The 19104-nt window shown below is 61.9% G+C and carries 21 protein-coding genes and 1 pseudogene; 18 read left to right on the top strand and 4 right to left on the bottom strand.

What is annotated here, in order from left to right; genetic code table 11:
• Positions 1-95: 95 nt before the first annotated feature.
• Both AC0L23_RS36380 and AC0L23_RS36385 read left to right on the top strand, forming a co-directional pair.
• A pseudogene (locus AC0L23_RS36380) lies at positions 96-269 on the top strand (DUF736 domain-containing protein); the annotation flags it as partial.
• A 362-nt stretch (positions 270-631) separates the two neighbouring features.
• Positions 632-1012 (top strand): GNAT family N-acetyltransferase, encoded by a 381-nt coding sequence (locus AC0L23_RS36385; RefSeq protein WP_446482354.1) that lies wholly within the window; start codon positions 632-634, stop codon positions 1010-1012.
• A gap of 77 nt (positions 1013-1089) precedes the next feature.
• On the opposite strand, the gene AC0L23_RS36390 is transcribed toward AC0L23_RS36385, so the two are convergent.
• Positions 1090-1371, bottom strand: coding sequence for a helix-turn-helix domain-containing protein (locus tag AC0L23_RS36390; RefSeq protein WP_083926382.1), 282 nt, complete (start codon positions 1369-1371; stop codon positions 1090-1092).
• A 101-nt stretch (positions 1372-1472) separates the two neighbouring features.
• Here AC0L23_RS36390 and AC0L23_RS36395 point away from each other — a divergent pair, with 101 nt between their 5' ends.
• From AC0L23_RS36395 to AC0L23_RS36460, 14 genes are all read left to right on the top strand, one after another.
• Complete coding sequence (locus tag AC0L23_RS36395; RefSeq protein WP_018454790.1) at positions 1473-1745, top strand: hypothetical protein; 273 nt, start codon at positions 1473-1475, stop codon at positions 1743-1745.
• A gap of 165 nt (positions 1746-1910) precedes the next feature.
• Positions 1911-2105: a transcriptional regulator domain-containing protein gene (locus AC0L23_RS36400; RefSeq protein ID WP_446482337.1), complete on the top strand. Its 195-nt coding sequence runs from the start codon at positions 1911-1913 to the stop codon at positions 2103-2105.
• Between the two features lie 169 nt (positions 2106-2274).
• The gene (locus AC0L23_RS36405; RefSeq protein WP_473358141.1) at positions 2275-2685 is read left to right on the top strand and encodes a DUF2285 domain-containing protein; all 411 of its coding nucleotides are present in this window, start codon (positions 2275-2277) and stop codon (positions 2683-2685) included.
• 131 nt (positions 2686-2816) lie between these two features.
• Positions 2817-3098, top strand: coding sequence for a helix-turn-helix transcriptional regulator (locus tag AC0L23_RS36410; RefSeq protein ID WP_317245985.1), 282 nt, complete (start codon positions 2817-2819; stop codon positions 3096-3098).
• A gap of 21 nt (positions 3099-3119) precedes the next feature.
• A complete protein-coding gene (locus tag AC0L23_RS36415; protein WP_446482356.1) occupies positions 3120-4001 on the top strand; it encodes a replication initiator protein A in 882 nt (293 codons plus the stop codon).
• Between the two features lie 289 nt (positions 4002-4290).
• Positions 4291-4755, top strand: a complete 465-nt coding sequence (locus AC0L23_RS36420; RefSeq protein WP_446482338.1) for a DUF2840 domain-containing protein — start codon at positions 4291-4293, stop codon at positions 4753-4755.
• Positions 4752-5264, top strand: coding sequence for a S26 family signal peptidase (locus AC0L23_RS36425; protein WP_446482339.1), 513 nt, complete (start codon positions 4752-4754; stop codon positions 5262-5264). The genes AC0L23_RS36420 and AC0L23_RS36425 overlap by 4 nt, the downstream gene beginning before the upstream one ends.
• Positions 5261-6097, top strand: a complete 837-nt coding sequence (locus AC0L23_RS36430) for a lytic transglycosylase domain-containing protein (protein WP_446482340.1) — start codon at positions 5261-5263, stop codon at positions 6095-6097. Before AC0L23_RS36425 ends, AC0L23_RS36430 begins: the two co-directional genes overlap by 4 nt.
• 367 nt (positions 6098-6464) lie before the next feature.
• A complete protein-coding gene (locus AC0L23_RS36435; RefSeq protein WP_473358142.1) occupies positions 6465-7529 on the top strand; it encodes an IS110 family RNA-guided transposase in 1065 nt (354 codons plus the stop codon).
• Positions 7530-8079: 550 nt separating this feature from the next.
• Positions 8080-9843 (top strand): relaxase/mobilization nuclease domain-containing protein, encoded by a 1764-nt coding sequence (locus tag AC0L23_RS36440; RefSeq protein ID WP_085393940.1) that lies wholly within the window; start codon positions 8080-8082, stop codon positions 9841-9843.
• A 37-nt stretch (positions 9844-9880) separates the two neighbouring features.
• Positions 9881-11869, top strand: a complete 1989-nt coding sequence (locus AC0L23_RS36445; protein WP_377791794.1) for a conjugal transfer protein TraG — start codon at positions 9881-9883, stop codon at positions 11867-11869.
• Between the two features lie 6 nt (positions 11870-11875).
• Positions 11876-12301 carry a CopG family transcriptional regulator gene (locus tag AC0L23_RS36450; RefSeq protein ID WP_377791795.1) on the top strand — a complete coding sequence of 142 codons (426 nt, stop codon included), beginning with the start codon at positions 11876-11878 and terminating at the stop codon, positions 12299-12301.
• Positions 12302-13028: 727 nt separating this feature from the next.
• A complete protein-coding gene (locus AC0L23_RS36455; RefSeq protein WP_473358143.1) occupies positions 13029-13289 on the top strand; it encodes a hypothetical protein in 261 nt (86 codons plus the stop codon).
• On the top strand, positions 13286-13492 hold the full coding sequence (locus AC0L23_RS36460; RefSeq protein ID WP_317245992.1) for a GDCCVxC domain-containing (seleno)protein: 207 nt from the start codon (positions 13286-13288) through the stop codon (positions 13490-13492). Before AC0L23_RS36455 ends, AC0L23_RS36460 begins: the two co-directional genes overlap by 4 nt.
• A 755-nt stretch (positions 13493-14247) precedes the next feature.
• On the opposite strand, the gene AC0L23_RS36465 is transcribed toward AC0L23_RS36460, so the two are convergent.
• From AC0L23_RS36465 to AC0L23_RS36475, 3 genes are read right to left on the bottom strand one after another with little or no spacing between them, the layout of a single operon-like run.
• A complete protein-coding gene (locus AC0L23_RS36465; RefSeq protein WP_317245993.1) occupies positions 14248-15246 on the bottom strand; it encodes an SIS domain-containing protein in 999 nt (332 codons plus the stop codon).
• 11 nt (positions 15247-15257) lie between these two features.
• The gene (locus AC0L23_RS36470; protein ID WP_473358144.1) at positions 15258-16214 is read right to left on the bottom strand and encodes an N-acetylmuramic acid 6-phosphate etherase; all 957 of its coding nucleotides are present in this window, start codon (positions 16212-16214) and stop codon (positions 15258-15260) included.
• A 19-nt stretch (positions 16215-16233) separates the two neighbouring features.
• Complete coding sequence (locus tag AC0L23_RS36475) at positions 16234-17157, bottom strand: glucosamine kinase nucleotide-binding domain-containing protein (protein WP_085394010.1); 924 nt, start codon at positions 17155-17157, stop codon at positions 16234-16236.
• A gap of 109 nt (positions 17158-17266) precedes the next feature.
• Here AC0L23_RS36475 and nagA point away from each other — a divergent pair, with 109 nt between their 5' ends.
• Together nagA and AC0L23_RS36485 are read left to right on the top strand one after the other, a co-directional pair.
• Positions 17267-18451, top strand: coding sequence for an N-acetylglucosamine-6-phosphate deacetylase (gene nagA, locus AC0L23_RS36480; RefSeq protein ID WP_085394009.1), 1185 nt, complete (start codon positions 17267-17269; stop codon positions 18449-18451).
• Positions 18452-18918: 467 nt separating this feature from the next.
• Positions 18919-19059, top strand: a complete 141-nt coding sequence (locus tag AC0L23_RS36485) for an amino acid kinase family protein (RefSeq protein WP_473358149.1) — start codon at positions 18919-18921, stop codon at positions 19057-19059.
• Positions 19060-19104 lie beyond the last annotated feature (45 nt).

A 19104-nucleotide genomic window follows, 5' to 3' on the forward strand; every position in this document is an offset into this window, starting at 1 on the left:
CGCAGTCGCAAAAGCTCGGGAAAATCGCGGCTACCAGTCCACGACTCCGCATAATCCCGCGCTACGCATAATCCGCTTTATGCGGTGCACCGCATAAGGCGGAGATTGGGGCAGCCTGGTCGAAGCGCTCCGAAGAGGGCCGCGATTACCTCTCGCTCAAGCTCGATGATCCCTCGTTCAACGCACCGATCTACGCGAACCTGTTCGATGATGAAGGCGGCGAAGGCTACACCTTGCTCTGGTCGCGGCCGCGCAAGAACGGCGAGTAGACGCTCCGCCAAGCCCCGTCCGGTCCACCGGGCGGGGCTTCTCACAATGCCTGCTCCGTCCGTCGAGAACGGCGTTTTAGGCGCGCCACCCTGATGCGCCACGGCAGAATCCGTCAATCGGATCGGCCGTGGTGACGCATGTCTGTATGCGGCGCTCGCTTGGCCTAAGGCGAACACGGACGCGCCATCGACACGACGCTTCGTCGAGTCCAGATCGAAGTGGATCGTTTTAACCTAACTGCCACGGAAAGTGATATGCTGGCGCCTGCTCGAACGAACAGGGATTGTCTTAGTTGATCGTCCGAAGACCATGTGTCGATGAGCTGGCAGGCCTCTCGGATCTTTGCCTCAGGTCCAAGGCTGTGTGGGGCTATGATCAAGCGTTTCTGGAAGCGTGTCGGAGGGAGCTATCTCTCAGTCGGCGCGATCTTGAAGAGACCCAAGTCGCTGTTGCCGAAGAGAATGGAGAAATTGTTGGAGTTGTGCAGGTCAAAGTGAGTTCCGGAGAAGCTGAATTGCTGAAGCTCTTCATCGAGCCGCACGCACTCCGAAGTGGCACAGGGAGAATCCTCTTTGCTTGGGCAGCGGAGGTCTCCAGGGACGAGGGCGCAACCCAAATGGTTATTGAGGCCGATCCCGACGCGGCGCCGTTCTATAGTAGATTGGGAGCACGTGCCACCGGGGAGGTTCCGTCCGGCTCCATACCTGGCAGACTGCTGCCCAGGCTTACGTTCGATCTCTAGCCACATACTTGCGCGGTGGGCGCCGTTCGCCTCCTATTGCGCTCTGAATAGATCAGAGCCGAGTCAGCATGCAGCAACTACTTGCTCTTAGGGCTAGGTCGAATCCGTTTCCGGCCCTTGGCTAACGGCTTTGGCGTGGAGGCTCCCTTAGGCGGCTCAAGAAAGAATTCTGACAGCCGAACATCTAGCGTTTCCGCCAGTCGCTCCAGTAGATCAATGGTTGGATTCTCGGTTTGTCGCTCCAAGCCGCTCATATATGAGCGATCAATCCCAGCATCATATGCCAATTGCTCTTGCGGAATACCGCGATGGACGCGTATTCGGCGGACATTCCAGGCCACGAGCGCACGAGCTTTCATGCGCAAAAGCAGCCACTGTGTAGACCATCAAACCACTGGCTATAACCGATCTATTCGGATAGTTTGATCTCGCGTTTCAATCGAATGCTGTGAATCAAGTTATGAGTGGCCCGCCGTTAGATCCCGATATCGCGGATGTTGCCCCGCATGAGCCGGTGCTGACGGCCTATGACGAACAGCATGTCGTCACGTACATTCGCCTTCTACAGGCGGAGGGCGAGGGGGCGGACTGGCGTGAGGTCGCTCGAATGGTCTTGCATATCGATCCGGAGCGAGAGCCGGAACGCGCGCAGAGCGCATATCAGAGTCATCTTGCGCGCGCCAAATGGGTGACGGAGCAGGGACGCCTCTTACGCGGTACTGGCTCAAAATAGAAAAGAATCGCCGACTACAGGCTCGCAGCCAGAACGTTTTTCCCCCGCTAACCGGTGGTCATTCTCGTGCACCACGTGGTGCCAAACGAGGGGCTTCCCACAACCCCATATTTCATAAGTATTGCGCCGCAATCGTTGTTACTTACGTGCAATGGGGCGGAAGCAATGGCTGAATTCGACTGGCGATCGCCGGATTCGTTTAAGAGCCTAGAGAACGCTGAGATCACTGAAATCGCCTGGGTAGGCCTTCGTATGAACGTGGACTACCAACGTGACTACGAGGCGATCATCGCTAACAACTCAGATGGCGCGGTGACCGAGGAGTTCAGGAGGAGGTGGGGCCTCTGCTTTCGCTCATGACCCGCAGAGGTCGTTCCATGAGCAGACAATCTTTTGGGCGCCCGAGGTTCTCCCGACCGTCGTCCCGGTCACTGTAACCGCTTCAGCGTCTGGTCCAAGCCCAACGCCCCAGGCGCCGCTTGATCTTGCATCTGGTCAGGTGCGCCGTGCCGCTGACGGCTGGCACGCCGTGCTGCAAATCGGTTCGGTGGAGCATCGCATCTGGTCGAAACAGCCGCTGACCGCAGGCGCTCGCTATGCGGCCGAGTTGCCATTTGACGGCGATTTCGACGCGCGTGCGCATGCCGCTACGCGGCTGTGGCGCGCGATGAATGGACGCGCGCCAGGGGCTCCGTTTCATCGCGTGCCCAAACAGCGGCGCGAACGACTATGCGCAGCCCTTCGCGCGGCCGCGGCGTATCTCGCCGGCGCGACTTATCGCAGCATCGCAGAAGCTCTGTTTGGCAAGCCGCGCATATCGGATCGTGGCTGGAAAACACACGATCTGCGCAGCCGAACCCGTCGCCTTGTACAAAGCGGCCTCGCATTTGTGCGCGGAGGCTATCGCAAGCTGCTTCGGCCCAGGCGCAGGGTCGAGTAGCGCCCTTCCTGGGTGGCCGAAAATCGCCCCCTCAATTTTCGGCATCCCCCTTCGACATCGCACTTCTCCATGATGACCGCACGCACGCCGGCGCCGCCATCCGCGGTGCGCTGTCCTCTTGGAGTTCTCAAATGCCCGATCCGATGACCGGTCTACCTCCGCGATTCCTGCGAACACCGGAGGCTGCGCGCTACCTTGGCCTCTCCGGTCGCACGCTCGAGAAGCACCGCACGTACGGCACCGGGCCGACGTATCGGAAGATCGGCGGGCGCGTCGTCTACGCTCTGGACGATCTGAAAGCCTGGGCTGACCTGGGCGCGAAGACATCGACGTCTGACCCCGGGAAGGGGACCGTGCTGCCGGCCAGGAAGCATCCGGTGCTGCGCCCATATGCGGGCCAGGAACGTCGCTGATCGCGGGCGAGAGCAGTGACCATGCGGCGCAAACAACATTCCGAGCCCGACCAGCTGGAACTCTTTCGGGCGCTGCCCGGCGATCTCGCGCCCCGCGATGCGCAGGATCTCATGGCTTACCCGTTCTTCTCGCTTGCAAAAACGAAGCGGATTGTACCGATCGATTTCCGTGCCGGTGCGATCGCAATTCGTGTCGAAGCCGTGGCGGAGCACGGCATGGCAACGATTTGGGATGCAGACGTTCTCATCTGGGCTGCTTCCCAGATCGTCGAAGCCCGTGACGCCGGCCTGAAGACGTCGCGCCTGATGGCTGCAATGCCTTACGAAATTCTGACGTTTGTTGGCCGCGGCACCAGCGCACGTGACTATGACCGCTTGAAGGCTGGTCTTGACAGACTTCAGTCAACGACCGTGCTGACCTCGATCCGTCAGCCGGCAGAACGACGGCGACACCGCTTCTCCTGGATCAACGAGTGGAAGGAGACGGCCGATGCAAATGGTCGTCCATTTGGGCTCGAGCTGATCCTGCCGGATTGGTTCTACGCCGGCGTTATTGATGACGCACTCGTGCTGACGATCGACCGCGCCTATTTCCATCTGACGGCCGGGCTTGAGCGCTGGCTCTACCGCCTCGTGCGCAAGCACGGTGCCCGGCAGGACGGCGGCTGGAGCTTTGACCTTGTGCATCTCCACGGCAAGTCCGGCACCCTCTCGCCGCTCAAGCACTTTGCTTACGACATACGCCAGATCGTCGAGCGTCAGACATTGCCCGGCTATCAGCTCGTGCTCACGCGCGACCCGAACGGTGCCGAGCGGCTGAACTTCGTGCCCACGCTCGTTGCTCCCTTAACGGCACGCCTGCGCCGGCGCGGACTCATTCCAAATTCGGAGGACAACCTGTGAATCAGCTCGTGCTATCGAGGACCGCAACCCTCGCGCTATCGGGGACCCGATCCTCGTGCTATCGAGGAGCGGAATCAAGCATAAGTACTTGTTTCCCTGCGCTTTGCAGCCGCTCTAACTTCACTAACCGGAAATCCTTCGGATTTCTTCTAACGGAACAGGCCGAAAGTCGCGTTGGCAACGCTCGGCAACGGCAGTCCGACAAGCCAGCTTGCCTTTGCAGGCCATACACACTCTCGACCGAGCACCAAGCTCACGGCCGCCAGCTCCAGCGTCAGGGAGTGGCGGCATGAGCGACCTTACCGAAGTAGAAGTGCTGTGGCTTGAGAAGCGCATCGAAAACCGCATTCGGTTCGGTCGTATCGTCAAGGAGCGGAAGCTTGATCGTCACCGCCGAGTCCTGTCATTTGCGCCCGGCAGCATCTTTGCCTTCGTCCGTTGGACCTCCAACGACTTCGGCACGATCATTTCGCGCATCGACATCTTGCGCGCGGTTGCAGCGGGACAGCGCTGCTCGACGGTACCATATGTGACACCCGGCGGCGAGATTCTGCTGCGCCTGTCAAGCTGGCCGAAGGTCGAGCGCGTGTTGCAAATGATTGACGCCGTAGAAGCACTCGGCATCGATCCCGCCGACGTAGCTCCCGATCATTGGCATCACGTTCATAACCGCCTGTCCGTCAACGAAAACCCGCGCTCGTATACGAAAGCGCGCCATCAGGCCTGGCTTCATCGCCAAAAGGTGATGCGATGACGGGCCGCCTCATGATGCTGGCCGTAACGGCTGGGGTCGCTGCTGCGCTGACCGCGACGGTCGTCCTGGAGCCGCTTCCGCTTTACATCTGGAACGCATCCACGAGCGTGCCGGTCGGTCTCTACCGCCTCCGAAAGGCGGACCGATTCCAAGTCACTGAACTGGTCGCCGTGCAGCCGCTGGAGCCGCTCGCGACCTTCCTCGACCTTAACGGCTATTTGCCCATTGGCGTCCCCATGCTGAAGCGCGTGCTTGCCCTTCCGGGGCAGAGTGTTTGCAGAACCGGCCTCACGATTTCGGTCGACGACGTGGCGGTCGGCGAGGCGAAAGATCACGACAGACGGGGCAGGCCGCTGCCGAAATGGCAGGGCTGTCACGTCGTCGGCGACGGCGAGCTCTTTCTCATGAATTGGCAGTCCGACGAGTCTCTTGACGGCCGGTATTTTGGATTTCTTCCGGGGTCTGCGGTGATCGGCCGTGCGCTCCCGGTGTGGACGTGGGAGGGGTGATCGTGCGTCTTCGACGTGTTCTCCTTGCCATTCCCTTGTTCGATCGATTGCGGGATCATTCCTCCGTCGCGGTCGATGTCCGCAAGGCTGGCGCGAGCCTAACCGCGTGCTTGGGTCGGTTGGGCAAGCGCGTTCCTACTGTCGTGCCCCTGATGCTTCTTCTGACCGCGTGTGGCGGTGCTGCTTTGGCCCAGAGCGGATCAGCCGCCCAGCCGGCGATCAGTCAGGCCGCTCACTCCTTTGCCGGCTTCATCAATGAAGCCTCACAACGCTTTGCGATTGCGCCGAACTGGATCCGGTCAGTCCAAGGCATCGAGAGTGCCGGTGACGTGCACGCCAGATCGCCAAAAGGCGCAATGGGCCTGATGCAAATCATGCCGGCGACCTGGGCGGAACTTCGCGAGCGCTACAATCTCGGGAACGACCCCTACGACCCGCACGACAACATTCTGGCCGGCACGGCTTACTTGCGCGAACTGCTTGATCGCTATGGCTCGCCTGGCGTGTTTGCCGCGTACAATGCGGGACCAGCTCGCTATGAAGAGCATCTCGCAGGCGGCTCTTTGCCAGACGAGACGCACGCATACCTCGCAAAGCTTGCCAATCTGCTTGCCATCGAACTACCGCCAAGGTGGACGTCCAGCGGACAGTCATCAGCAGCTGCGACGCTGTTCGTCACGCGATCCGATCTCATGAAAACGCGGGATCGGTTGCGGGCGCTTGTGCCGTCGAGCGGTGTCAGGACCGCAATCCCGGCGCCCGATGTTTCGCCCATGGTCCCGCGGCATATTGGCGTGTTCGTCCGTCGATCGGATGCGGGAGTATCGCAATGACCAAGTTTTCGGGCTCGCAAGCCTTAGCGTGCCTCACCGGGCAAGTGGTACGTGCTGATGGCGTACGGGCGATGCCTTCGGCCCGCGCTCTGCGCGTCGCTTCGCTCCTCATCGAGCCACCCTTCGGGTGTCTCGGCACTTCGGGTAATGATCGCTATCGCAAGCGCTCGGAAGCAGTGGGGGCTGCACGAGCTGCCTGCCAGGTCGCGGCGACTCTTTCGGGAACCGGCGACCGGGAGACCACGACAGCAGGACGGCTCTTCAAATCGGGCTTCGAAAAACCGGTGCACGGCGATAGGCGCCGTGTGGCCGAATCCGGAGCCCGGTGCAACGACTTAGGTCGTCGTTGCCACACAGGAGAGCTCCGATGAAGCTGTACGTTGGATTGGACGTCGGTCTTGAAGAAACCAGCATTTGCATCGTCGATAGCGAGGGCCTTACGCTCCGCGAAGTTAAGGTGAGCACGGAGCCGGAGGCGATCCGCTCCGCTGTAGAGGACTACGCGGATCGCCTCGATAGGGTCGGAGTTGAGGCGTCATCGCTAGGTATCTGGCTGTATCGCGAACTGCAGCCAGCGGGGCTCCCGATCATTGTTGTCGAAGCGCGCCACATGCGCGTGTCGCTGTCGACAATGCGGAACAAGACCGACCGGAATGATGCGCGTGGCATCGCGCAGATGATGCGGTTGGGCTGGTACCGCGCCGTACATGTCAAGAACATTGACATGCAGAAGATGCGCACGCTGCTGACCAGCCGAAAGCTGCTCAAGCGCAAGCTGATCGACCTCGAGAACCACATTCGTGGCGCGCTGCGGGCCTATGGGTTGCTCGTTGGAGCCGTCGCCCGCGGTGCCTACGAAGCCCGCATCCGAGAGCTGATTGAGCGCAGCGATCCGATCTTCGTAATGACCATCGAGGCCATGCTGGACGTGCGCCGCGCCATCCTCGAGGGTTTCGATCGGCTGCATCGTGTGCTCTTGCAGGTGGTCCAGCATGACCCCGTCTGCCGGCGTCTGATGACGGTTCCAGGCGTTGGCCCCGTCGCGGCCCTGTCGTTCAAGGTCGGCGTCGACGACCCCCATCGCTTTGCACGATCGCGAACGGTAGGCGCGCATTTTGGCTTGGCGCCGAGGCGGCACCAGTCCGGCACGTCGATCGACTACGAAGGACGCATCAGCAAACAGGGCGACGTTGCCGTGCGCGAGGCGCTTTGCGAAGCGGCCGCAAGCCTCCTGCTGCGGGTCAGAAAATGGTCGGCCCTGCGGGCTTGGGGCCTGCGGATCGCTAAACGGTCGAGCATGCTGTGCGCGATCACCGCGGTCGCGCGGAAGCTCGCGAGCATTCTGCACCGGATGTGGATCAGCGAGACCGACTTCCACGTTGGTTTTGGCGCCAAAGTCACGCAGCGGCTGCGGTTGAAACCTGCGCGGTAGCCCGCGCTGCAAGTGACGACGGAATAGCGCTGGGTTTGCGCCCGGCATGTTGAGGAGGAGCGAAAATTAGAGATCCGCGCGCGCGGTGAGCGTCCCCTGGCGGGGCCGCGAAACGGGGAATGTCCGCTATCTCTTGCCTGCTGCCGCCCTTCGGGGACGAGAGCGCCGGACTGCTTGGACAGCCCTGTTTACGAACCTGATGAAGAGCATGCGACGGCCGATGTGCTGAACGCGAAGGTACGCATGGACCCCGCCTGGTGAATGCAAGTCGCGTACGCGGCTGCGGTGAAGTTGCGCGTTGTTGGTGCAGGGAGTCGGTAATGGCTGAAGTTCGAAGAGTCGAAGAAAAGCGTAGGAATGAGTTGACTTTGCCCGCCCGATTAGGAAGGCGAGATAAAAGGGGCTCGCCGGTCGAACCGCAAGCCATTGGCATGGCTTGGGTTCTGGCGTGCCGGTCGGTCGGGGCGCGTGCCGCACCTTGCATTTTGACGAATGCAATCAAAGGCCTTTTCGGCACTGTGTGCGCTTTTGATCGTGGGGAGCGCTAAGGATGACAGCAGGTGACAGCGAACTGCGTATCCGGCCTGGCCGCATCCGCAGCACCCGCGCGCCAAAGCCGAAGAGCTTCATCAACAAGGTGCTGCGCGCGGCGAACAAAGCCGGGCACACATCGAGCCAGTCTGCGGTTGGCAGGCGCTCTGCGGTCTACGGGCGCTCGACCTTTGGCCGCGGTAGACTCGGTTTCAGCCGCGCCAGATTGTTCAGCCCGGCGCGGCGCGTCGTGATGAAGGCGCGGGTGGTTCGGCACAAGGGGCGAGCCTTCCGTTCTGCACCACTAACCGCCCACCTCTCGTATCTGAAGCGCGACGGCGTGACGCGAAGCGACGAGCGGGCCGAGATGTTTGATGAGGGCTGCGACTGCGCCGATAGCGCGGCCTTTGCAGAACGGTGCAAGGACGACCGCCATCATTTCAGGTTCATCGTCTCGCCGGAAGACGCCGGCGACCTGACCGACCTGAAGGCCTTCACCCGCGATCTCGCCAGGCAGATGGAGACCGATCTCGGTACGCGGCTTGATTGGGTGGCCGTTGATCACTGGAATACCGACAACCCTCACGTTCATCTTCTCATCCGGGGAGTGGATCAGGATGGAGCCGATCTCGTGATCTCACGCGACTACATCAGCCAAGGCCTGCGCTCGCGCGCCGAGGAACTGGTCGCGATCGAACTGGGCCCCAAACCGGAGCACGAGATCCGCAATTCGCTGGAAATGGAGGTCACGGCGGAACGTTGGACGCGGCTCGATCGGGAGATCCGGTTGGCGGCGGATGAGACCGGCACAATCGATCTTCGCCTCGAGAATCCCGGCAAGTCCGATCCCGAGATCCGGCGCCTGATGGTCGGTCGGCTTCAACATCTGGAGAAGATGGGCCTTGCTGCATCCGCCGCACCCGGAGAGTGGATGGTCGGGCTCGAGGCTGAGCGCAGCTTGCGCGACCTCGGCATGCGCGGCGACATCATCAAGACCATGCACCGCGCCTTTACGGAGCGTGGAGAAGCGCGCGGCGTTGCCGACTTTGTCATCGAAGGTGGACAGCCTTCGTCCCAGATCATTGGACGGCTAGTCGATCGGGGATTGCACGATGAGCTGACGGGTGAGGCTTACGCGCTGATCGATGGAACTGATGGGCGCGCGCACCACGTCCGCGTGCGAGGCATCGAGGCTTTCGAACACGCACCGCCGATCGGCGGAATCGTCGAAGTCCGACGCTTGGGCTGCGTCGGCGATCCGCGGCCGACCGTGGTGCTCGCAACCCGTTCCGATCTCGATCTCGGTGGGCAGGTCACGGCTAAAGGAGCGACCTGGCTCGACCACAGGCTCGTCGAACGCGATCCCAAGCCGCTCGCCATGGGCGGATTCGGTCGCGAGACCCGCGACGCCATGGAAGCCCGTACCGAGCATCTCGTTCAGGAGGGTCTGGCTCGGCGGCAGGGCCAACGCATCATCCTGCAGCGCGACCTTCTGGACACGTTGCGCCGACGTGAACTGGACGAGGTGGCCGCAAAAGTCTCGGCCGACACCGGCCTGCCTTACGTGAAGGCGGCCTCCGGGGAGCATGTGGCAGGTACGTATCGCCAGCGTCTGACGCTCTCCTCGGGGCGCTTCGCCATGATCGATAACGGGCTGGGTTTCCAACTCGTGCCTTGGTCGCGCGAGCTCGAGAAGAGGCTCGGCCAACACACCACCGGCGTGGTGAAGGACGGCGGCGGTATCGAATGGAGCTTTGGTCGCAAGCGCGACCTCGGCCTCTAGCAATCTCTCCAATTCGGTTGCGGAAAGGGCGTTCGGGATGTCCGGAACCAAAATCCTGTGGGGACAGGTGATCGTTGTCGGCCTAATCGTCTTGCTGGCCATCTGGGGCGCGACCGAGTGGACAGCCTGGCGGCTCGCCTGGCAGCCGGAGCTTGGGCGGCCCTGGTTCGAACTGTTGGGCTTCAAGATCTATTACCCACCAGTCTTCTTCTGGTGGTGGTTCGTCTTTGATGCCTATGCGCCTCAGGTCTTCGTCGAGGGCGCCTTCATCGCGGCGTCGGGGACATTCATTTCGATCGCGGCGGCGATCGGCATGTCGGTCTGGCGGGCCCGCGAGGCCAAGAACGTTGAGACCTATGGTTCGGCGCGCTGGGCCGATGCGGAGGAGGTTCGAGCAGCCGGACTTCTCGGTCCGGATGGTGTGGTGCTGGGCAAGCTCGATCGCGATTATCTTCGCCATGACGGACCAGAACACGTCTTGTGTTTTGCGCCCACCCGGTCCGGCAAAGGCGTCGGTCTTGTCGTCCCCTCGCTGCTGGCCTGGCCCGGTTCGGCCATCGTTCACGATATCAAGGGCGAGAACTGGCGACTGACCGCCGGCTTCCGCGCGCAGCATGGCCGCGTCCTGTTGTTCGACCCGACCAATCCCAAATCCTCAGCCTACAATCCACTGCTCGAGGTGCGGCGCGGGGAGTGGGAGGTTCGCGACGTCCAGAACGTCGCCGATGTCCTGGTCGACCCCGAGGGCTCGCTCGACAAGCGGAACCATTGGGAGAAGACCAGTCATTCGCTCCTGGTCGGCGCCATCCTCCATGTCCTCTATGCCGAAGCGGACAAGACCCTGGCTGGCGTCGCCGCCTTTCTGTCCGATCCGAAGCGGCCGATCGAGGCGACGCTGAAAGCGATGATGACCACCGCGCACCTCGGCGAGCAGGGCGCCCATCCCGTCGTCGCCTCGACGGCGCGCGAACTCCTCAACAAGTCGGAGAATGAACGCTCCGGCGTTCTTTCCACCGCTATGTCGTTTCTCGGGCTCTACCGCGATCCCGTGGTGGCCCAGGTGACGCGCCGTTGCGACTGGCGAATCGCAGACCTGACTGCCGATGTCAGACCGACGACGCTGTATCTCGTGGTGCCGCCTTCTGACATCTCACGGACCAAGCCGCTGATCCGCCTCGTGCTCAACCAGATCGGTCGGCGTTTGACCGAGGACCTGCATGCCAGCGATCGCCGGCACCGTGTTCTGATGATGCTCGACGAGTTCCCAGCGCTGGGAAGGCTCGATTTCTTCGAATCCGCGCTCGCCTTCATGGCAGGCTACGGCATTAAGAGTTTCCTGATCGCGCAATCGCTCAATCAGATCGAGAAGGCCTACGGGCCCAACAACGCCATCCTCGATAACTGCCACGTCCGGGTCAGCTTCGCGACCAATGACGAGCGGACGGCAAAACGTGTCTCGGACGCGCTCGGTACAGCGACCGAGATGAGGGCTATGAAGAACTATGCCGGGCACAGATTGAATCCCTGGCTGGGGCATCTCATGGTCTCGCGGCAGGAGACGGCGAGGCCACTTTTGACCCCCGGCGAGGTCATGCAGCTTCCGCCAATGGACGAGATTGTCATGGTGGCGGGGACGGCGCCGATCCGGGCCAGGAAGGTCCGCTACTACGAGGACCGGCGATTCACAGAGCGGGTTCTTCCGCCGCCTGATCCGACGACGGCCGGCCGATCATCGCGAACGGACGGATGGTCAGAGCCCGGAATGCTCAACCCGACGGGAAGCCCAACTGATAAACTTGCGGAAACCGAGGAAGACGCGGCGAACAGCGGTCTCCGTCGCGAGCCCGAACTCCCCGATCACGTCGCGATTGCCAAGGAGACGACCGAGCCGACGCCGGCAGAAGAATTTGCTGCCGTTCTTGACGATGACGAGGATGCGGTCCGTCAATCCCGGCTCATACGTCAACAGATGCGCGGCGTCGCCCGTCAAATCGCCATGGACCCGAATGATGGGATGGAGCTCTGAGGCAACATGCGCGACCGGATAAACGTCTATTTTCCGCCAGAGCTTCTGAGACAGATCTCGGACCTCGCCGATCGCAAGAAGCTTTCCCGGTCTGCGATCGTGGAAGCGGCTGTTGTTTCATTTCTGTCACCGGACGGAGCGGACAAACGGGAGGCGGCGTTTACCCGTCGCCTGGACCGGCTATCGCGTCAGATGCAGCGGCTGGAGCGTGACGTCGGTCTGACGGCAGAGACCCTCGCCCTGTTCATCCGCTTCTGGCTGACGATCACGCCACCCCTGCCCAACGAAGCCCAGGCTGCGGCGCAAGTGAAGGGTCGGGAGCGTTTCGAGGGATTCGTCGAAGCGCTCGGACGCCGGCTGCAGAAGGGGCAGAGCTTTCTGCGGGAAATTCCAGAGGATATCCGCCGTGAGGAGTCCGAGAACAAAATCTAGGAGACTCAGCATCTCTTCCGCTCTCGATGTGAAAGCGGGAGCCGACCAGTGCAGTGGAAATTGGCCGCTCCTGACCCAAAGCGGGACTCCAGCGCATCGAGCTGCCCCTGAGGGAGTAGCGAGATTTCCTCGCGCCCCTCCCCAAGGGGGCAGCTGCTTCGCCAAGCAGCTAACAGCCCCAGCTTCACCGCCCTGAAACTCGGGTCCTTTTGCTGTCTGGATAACTGCAGACCTCACGAGGGCATGATGCAAGTTTATCGCTCGATCCTTCCTGTCCAACGGTCATGGACCGCACTGAAACAGCGACACCATGAGGCAGTGAGCCTGACATATTGAAATCCGCTATACCGATGGTAGTCTTCTACTTTTACTACTCGCGCCTATTTGCTCTGACGCCATCCTGATAGTGCTTTTTTTGTGTTGGGGAGGACATTATGCGAGGCTCTCGCGCAATCCTTTACGCCGAACGACTTAGCGAACTCACCTCTCAGCTCTCAGAATTGGAAGATCTTCGAGATCTGGTGCAAGAAGCTGAGCGAAGCGCCCGCGGTGTGCCTCCATTACGCTTGGCACATCCACCGTCGCGCCGCGTTCGACGTCGTGAACGGGGCGGTTTGTCTGTTCGCCTCCGTCGCCACGCGCCACTAAACGGGAATGCAGGAGCTATCAGCCCCCCTGACAACGACAACCAAGTCGATTGGACTTTGCTGGAGCCATTCCCCGACCAATGGTGGGCTTCCTCCTAAAACCTCTCCAAGCGCTGACTCGACGAAGAGAGCGATCCAATGCACCACATCCAGAGTACGCATATGCCGCGATATTAAAACTGACCGCCCAGCAGCTTGAAGCACTTCGCATCCCCACAGAGATCCAAAAAGAAAATTCCGAAATCCTCGTTTTGAGAGAGAAGATAAAACTGGCGGCCGATCAGAAGAAGGCTCGCCTGCAATCCTTGCTCGGTGCCTGCCACGCGCTTGAAGGTAAATGATCCTGAACTCCACAATCACGTGTCCCAAGTGCGGTCACGCTGCTGCCGAAATTATGCCGACCGACGCTTGCCAATTCTTCTACGACTGCAGAGGCTGCGGCGAGCGCCTGAGGCCGCTCCCCGGCGACTGCTGCGTGTTCTGTTCCTTCGGCACCGTTCCCTGTCCGCCGGTTCAAGAGAACGGCAAGGGCTGCTGTAGCTAGCTGCCCTGAGGGGAGTGAACTTCACCCGTTCATTGCGCGATGAGGCTTGAGCAAGGAGCTACTCATTGGCATTCCCGCTTGTGGTCCATCGGCGAAGTAGCAGCGCACCGGGTGAGGTCCGCTGAGTGAGGCATGGCGGACCAGATTTGCTCACGTTGAGTTCTTCGCATTTTGACCCCAAACCGACATCGAGGCGGTCTGGGGATGCCCGAGCAAAGATGAGCAAAGTTCCGGAGAGCTTTGATCCCCGTTGTGCTATCGGGGAGAATGAGCCCGACACGTGACCCAGCCGAACCCGTAGTTGAGGGAAAGCCAGGCAACGAACCTGAGGATTTGACCGGAAGTGCGCTCCGATTACGTATTCGGCAGCAGGAGCTGCTCGCCGAACTCGGGGGTCTTGGCTCTGCAACGCACGAGCTTCGCCGACCTTCTCAGTCACGCCGCGCGCATGACGGCCGAAGGCTTGAATGCCGAATTTTGCAAAATCTTGGAGTACATTGCGGCAGACAAGCGTTTGCTTGTTCGCGCAGGCGTCGGTTGGAGCAATGGTGTGGTTGGCAGCGCGACAGTCCCATTTTCGGGCGGATGGTGGTGAGCGGAGAGTTCGGAGGTGATTGGATACTCCGCCGCCCTGTGGGATGCGTGCTTATTACATGTGGGTCGTCTTCCACGTTGGTCCGCAGCCTGCGTGGGCAGTCGCTCTGGTTGCCGAAGCCGGACATCTTGGCAATTTCCGCAAGCGAGAGTTTCTGCCGTCAAAACGTCTCGGTAATCTTGCTCAGGCGAGGGGGGCGATCCGGGTCGAATCCGCAGGCGTGCGCCGCCTGCTCGATCATCCGATAGGCCGGAACAAGCATGGTGATCGGATCGGTGGCGGCGTCATCCTCGGTCAACCAGGGCAGCGAGCCACGCGGCCCACCGCAGAGATGCAGCGAGATCTTTTGCTCGCGCAATTCCTCTGCCAGCGCGTCCACGGTGGCCGCCGTTTCATCCATGAGGCGCATCATGAGAACCGGCGTGCGCGATGATAGCGCGGCGCGTGGCCCATGCTGCAACTCAGCGGCGCTCAGTCCAATGGAAGGCAGGCGCAGGATTTCCGAAAGCTTGAGCGCGATCTCTCGCGCCGAGCCCAGGCCCAGGCCCCGAGCTGCCACGAACACCGCTGATGCCTTGGCGAAGTCGTCGGCAATCTCGGACCAGTCGAGCGCGAGCGCGCGATGTAGGCGCTCGGGCAACCTGTCGAGCGCGGACCGCAGCGCATGATCTTCCGCCAGCTCGGCCACGAGTGCGGCACCAACGGCCATCGAGCCGATCACAGACTTGGTCGCCGCCACAGAGTGCTCTTGGCCGGCGTCGATCGGAACGACGAACTCGGCTTCGTCAGCCACCGGCGAGGACGTCACATTGACAATGGCGACGGTGCGCGCGCCCGCCGCCCGGGCGGACCTGGTCGCTGCGACAAGATCCGGGCTGCGCCCGGATTGCGAGATCACGATGAACAGCGCATGGCGCAGCATCAGGGGCGTGCGAAATGCCGTGATCACCGAGGGAGCGCTGGCTGACACGGGAAGGCGAAGCCGCGTCTCGACAAGGTACCTCAAGTAGACCCCGGCATGCCCGGAGCTTCCCCGGCCGCATATGACGCACAGGGGCGCCGAGCCGATCCCAACTCGCTGTGCGATGTCGCGTGTGGCGGGGCGGCTGCGAAGGATGTTGGCAACAACATCCGGGCTTTCCCCGACTTCGCTCGCCATAGCCGATGACGTCACGGCTCAACCGCTCCGTCGGGGTTGCGTGCAGTCACCTCCTTGGAATGGCGGTCGCGATTCGAGTCGCGATTCTCGGCGAGCTCGTCAAACACGCGCCGAAGGTTGCCGTTACAATTATCCAGAACCGTCTGTGCATCGGCCCTGTTGACACCCAACGCCAGAAGGGCTGCCGTCTTGATGTCTCCCTCGGCCTGCTCGAGCGAGCGTGCCGCCTGTGATGGATCGCAGTGCGCGATTTGCACCACCATGGCCTCCGCCCGCCGCTTCAGCTTCGCATTGCTTGGCGGCATGTTCACCATCATGCTGCGATACACCCGGCCAAGGCGCAACATGATCCCTGAGGAGATCAGGTTGAGCACGACCTTCTGCGCGGTGCCCGCCTTCATCCGCGTCGAGCCGGCGATCAGCTCGCGGCCGGTCTCGATGAGGATCGGAAATTTTGCAGATGCCAGCAGTGCGGTGCCGCGATTGTTCGCGACCCCGATCGTCACCGCACCGAAAGAGCCAGCCTGCTGCAGCGCCGCCACCGTGAAGGGGGTCGTTCCGCTGGCGGCAACCGCGATCACCACGTCGTGCGATGTGAGCCGCGCGGCGTTGATCTGCGCGACTGCATCATCGACGTCGTCCTCCGCGCCCTCGATGCTCGTGACGAATGCGCTGTCTCCGCCAGCGACGATAAAGCAGACGCGCTCATTGGGCCAGGCGAAGGTCGGCGTCAACTCGGCGCCGTCCTGCACCGCCACGCGGCCGGAGGTGCCGGCCCCGACATACACGATGCGTCCATGATCGCCGAGCGCCGCCTTGGCCGCTTCGGTCGCCGCGGTGATCGCGGGAAGGGCATGGCCAATCGCCGCAATTGCCGCAAGTTGGCCCTCCCACATGGCTTCCATCGCTGACGTCAGCGACCATGCGTCGAGATCAGCAAAGCGGGGGTCGACTTCTTCGGTTGCCATAGAGTTGATCCCTGTGTCCTTAGCCGCGGAACTTTGAGACCTGTTTGTGGTCAGTTTCTCTTTTGGGCACGTCCAGCCGCCCCCGCGCCACTAGAAGGGCGCCCGCGGCGGCGTCGGCATCAGGACGCTTCAGCCGGGCGCATAGATCGGGCGTCAGCCAAGGCGTAATGGCATCTGCGAGCCCACCCACCAGCGCGAGCCGGTCAATTCCTCTCGCCAGGAACAGATCGAGCAGATCGCCAATGGCATCGGCCGCCCGTTCGACAATGCGACGGCCGACCGGATCGCCCTGATTGGCGTGCCGCATCACTGTCGGCGCGAACGCGGCATAGTCGGTGGCCCGGGCTTCTTCAGACCAGGCGACCGCTTGATAAGGATCATGATCAAATGCGCCCAGCACCTCTGCAAGCAATGGAGTCAACTCGCCCCGGCGATCCGCGGCCCGTAGCGCCGACCGCACGACCTGTAGGCCGATGTCGGCGCCGCTGCCTTCGTCCGAGACTGGAAATCCGTAACCGGCAATGCGGATCTCGCAGCCGCCGATCAGGCCGACGCCAACCGAGCCCGTGCCGGCCACGACGATCGCTCCGTCCGCGCCGCTGTGGGCACCCAGACAGGCAGTCATGCCGTCGCTGATGAAGATAACGGACGCAAAAGGATGTGCGATCTCCTTGAGCGCCGCTTCCGCGCCTCGGCGGCCAAGCCCCGCGAGCCCAATTCCGGCGCGCATCTGCGCAAAATCCTCGTGCGCGAGTCCAGCCTGTCTGGCGGCCGCTTCGGTTGCCTCCATGATGGAGCGCCAAGCCTTGTCGACGCCAATCCGCGTCGTCGCAGGTCCCGAGCTTGCTTCGCCAAGCAGCCTGCCGTTTTCATCCTCGATGCGCGCACGGCAGCGAGTTCCGCCGCCATCAATGCCGAGATACGTGGTACCTTTTGTTCCCATCCCATGTTAACGCGAGGGCTTGGGGCCGGGGTCCCATGCGTAATTGGGCACGTGCGAGTTATGGCACTCGTCTCACAGGTCTGTGACTGCCACTCTCGGATGAATACCGATGGACGACTGCTCCTCTTCCACCGCTCTTACGATTGCAGCGCCGCAAATCTTTGACGGTGTCGCCATGCGCGGGCGGGGAACCATCAGAATTTGGAAAGGCCACATTAAGAGCATCGCCTTCGGCGACTCGGGACGTGGTGCTTCGGTCCAGCTTCCCCCAAATGCGATCCTTGCACCCGGATTCGTCGACGTTCAGGTGAACGGAGGCGGGGGCGTTCTTCTCAACGACCAGCCAACCGAGGCCGGCGTCTGCCGCATCGTCGCAGCGCACCGTAAGGCGGGGACCACGGGATGCTTGCCGACCCTCATCACCGATCGTAGCCAGGTCATTGAGCGATTGGCTGCAGCAGCCGAGGTGTGCCTCAAAATTCCCGGCGTGCTCGGCTTTCATCTGGAAGGACCGGCCATCAACAAGTCCCGCAAGGGCATTCATCCAGAAGCCGAGATACGCGTGCCCAACGGCCGCGACCTCACCGCCATCAAAAGCTTTGCGAACCGAGGCCGCTCCTTGGTGACGCTGGCCCCGGAATGCGTGCCCGCCTCCATGATTGATGAATTGATCGGCGCCGGATTACGGATCGCTGCCGGCCATAGCGACGCTACCGCAGCCCAGATCGGGCAGGCGGTCGATCGTGGCGTATCGGCCGTGACCCATCTGTTCAATGCCATGTCACAGCTATCGGCACGGGAGCCGGGCCTGGTCGGCGCCGCGCTTGGAGATGACAGGCTGTTTGCAGGGATCATCTGCGACGGCATCCACGTCGACCCCGCCGGTTTGCGTATTGCGTTCCGCTGCAAGGGGCGCGATCGATTGATGCTGGTCACGGACGCCATGCCGCTGGCGGGCACGAAAGATCGGCAATTCATGCTGCAAGGGAGGCAAATCACCTTGCACGACAACCGCCTGACGGGCCCCAATGGTACACTCGCGGGCGCTCACCTCACCATGATCGAGGCGGTGCGCAATGCCGTTGCGCTGCTCGGAATATCCCTTGTGGATGCCCTCATCATGGCCTCCCGTACGCCGGCGGCGTTTCTTGGCCTCGAGTCCGAGCTTGGACGGATCGCGCTCGGCTACCGCGCGGATCTAGTGGCCTTTACTCGGAACTTCGAAGTCATTGGCACATGGATCTGCGGCGTCGGTTCGATCAGCGAGGTGGGCGAGGCTTCTCAGCGAGGTTAGATGCACAACCATCCATCCTCGTGCAGAAATATGGTGGTGTATGTCTTGAAACGCCGGCGAAAATTCGTGCGGTTGCCCGCAGTCTTGCCGAGCTCGATGGCCGTGGTCATCGGGCCGTGGCGATCGTCTCTGCTATGGGCACAACCAGTTGATCCAGATGGCTCATCAGGTCAGCCCCCAATCGCCGTGAGCTAGACATGCTGCTAACGACCGGTGAGCGCATCAGCATGTCCCCGAGGAGCGCTTTCCGATCACGTGCCCGCCATCAGCTTCACCGGCAGCCAGGCCGGCGTAATGACCGACGACTCACATTGCTCGGCGCGCATTCTGGATGTGCGGCCCATTGGGTTATGCGAGGAACTCGGTCGCGGACGCGTCGTGGTGCTGGCAAGATTTCAGGGCGTGAACGCGGCGACCAGGAAATCACCACGCTCGGGCGCGGCGGCAGCGACACCACGGCTGTTGCGATGGCGGCCGCGCTGAAAGCCGAGCGCCGTGAAATCATCAAGGAGGTGGACGGAATCTGTTCGGCCGATCCTCGCATCGTACCGGACGCAAAGTCCCTGCGACGAGTGGACTTCGCATTCCTGTCGGAGATGTGCTCCTAGGGTGCGAAGATCCTGCATTTTCGCAGCGTCGAGCGGCGCAAACGC

Source organism: Bradyrhizobium sp. MI1.4 (genome assembly GCF_055811315.1).

What these genes read in the sequence shown, in the direction of transcription:
- AC0L23_RS36390 (WP_083926382.1), bottom strand. Translation starts at nt 1,371, where the DNA reads ATGAAAGCTCGTGCGCTCGTGGCCTGGAATGTCCGCCGAATACGCGTC.
- AC0L23_RS36395 (WP_018454790.1), top strand. Translation starts at nt 1,473, where the DNA reads ATGAGTGGCCCGCCGTTAGATCCCGATATCGCGGATGTTGCCCCGCAT.
- AC0L23_RS36400 (WP_446482337.1), top strand. Translation starts at nt 1,911, where the DNA reads ATGGCTGAATTCGACTGGCGATCGCCGGATTCGTTTAAGAGCCTAGAG.
- AC0L23_RS36410 (WP_317245985.1), top strand. Translation starts at nt 2,817, where the DNA reads ATGCCCGATCCGATGACCGGTCTACCTCCGCGATTCCTGCGAACACCG.
- AC0L23_RS36415 (WP_446482356.1), top strand. Translation starts at nt 3,120, where the DNA reads ATGCGGCGCAAACAACATTCCGAGCCCGACCAGCTGGAACTCTTTCGG.
- AC0L23_RS36420 (WP_446482338.1), top strand. Translation starts at nt 4,291, where the DNA reads ATGAGCGACCTTACCGAAGTAGAAGTGCTGTGGCTTGAGAAGCGCATC.
- AC0L23_RS36425 (WP_446482339.1), top strand. Translation starts at nt 4,752, where the DNA reads ATGACGGGCCGCCTCATGATGCTGGCCGTAACGGCTGGGGTCGCTGCT.
- AC0L23_RS36435 (WP_473358142.1), top strand. Translation starts at nt 6,465, where the DNA reads ATGAAGCTGTACGTTGGATTGGACGTCGGTCTTGAAGAAACCAGCATT.
- AC0L23_RS36440 (WP_085393940.1), top strand. Translation starts at nt 8,080, where the DNA reads ATGACAGCAGGTGACAGCGAACTGCGTATCCGGCCTGGCCGCATCCGC.
- AC0L23_RS36445 (WP_377791794.1), top strand. Translation starts at nt 9,881, where the DNA reads ATGTCCGGAACCAAAATCCTGTGGGGACAGGTGATCGTTGTCGGCCTA.
- AC0L23_RS36450 (WP_377791795.1), top strand. Translation starts at nt 11,876, where the DNA reads ATGCGCGACCGGATAAACGTCTATTTTCCGCCAGAGCTTCTGAGACAG.
- AC0L23_RS36455 (WP_473358143.1), top strand. Translation starts at nt 13,029, where the DNA reads ATGGTGGGCTTCCTCCTAAAACCTCTCCAAGCGCTGACTCGACGAAGA.
- AC0L23_RS36460 (WP_317245992.1), top strand. Translation starts at nt 13,286, where the DNA reads ATGATCCTGAACTCCACAATCACGTGTCCCAAGTGCGGTCACGCTGCT.
- AC0L23_RS36465 (WP_317245993.1), bottom strand. Translation starts at nt 15,246, where the DNA reads ATGGCGAGCGAAGTCGGGGAAAGCCCGGATGTTGTTGCCAACATCCTT.
- AC0L23_RS36470 (WP_473358144.1), bottom strand. Translation starts at nt 16,214, where the DNA reads ATGGCAACCGAAGAAGTCGACCCCCGCTTTGCTGATCTCGACGCATGG.
- AC0L23_RS36475 (WP_085394010.1), bottom strand. Translation starts at nt 17,157, where the DNA reads ATGGGAACAAAAGGTACCACGTATCTCGGCATTGATGGCGGCGGAACT.
- nagA (WP_085394009.1), top strand. Translation starts at nt 17,267, where the DNA reads ATGGACGACTGCTCCTCTTCCACCGCTCTTACGATTGCAGCGCCGCAA.
- AC0L23_RS36485 (WP_473358149.1), top strand. Translation starts at nt 18,919, where the DNA reads ATGGCGGCCGCGCTGAAAGCCGAGCGCCGTGAAATCATCAAGGAGGTG.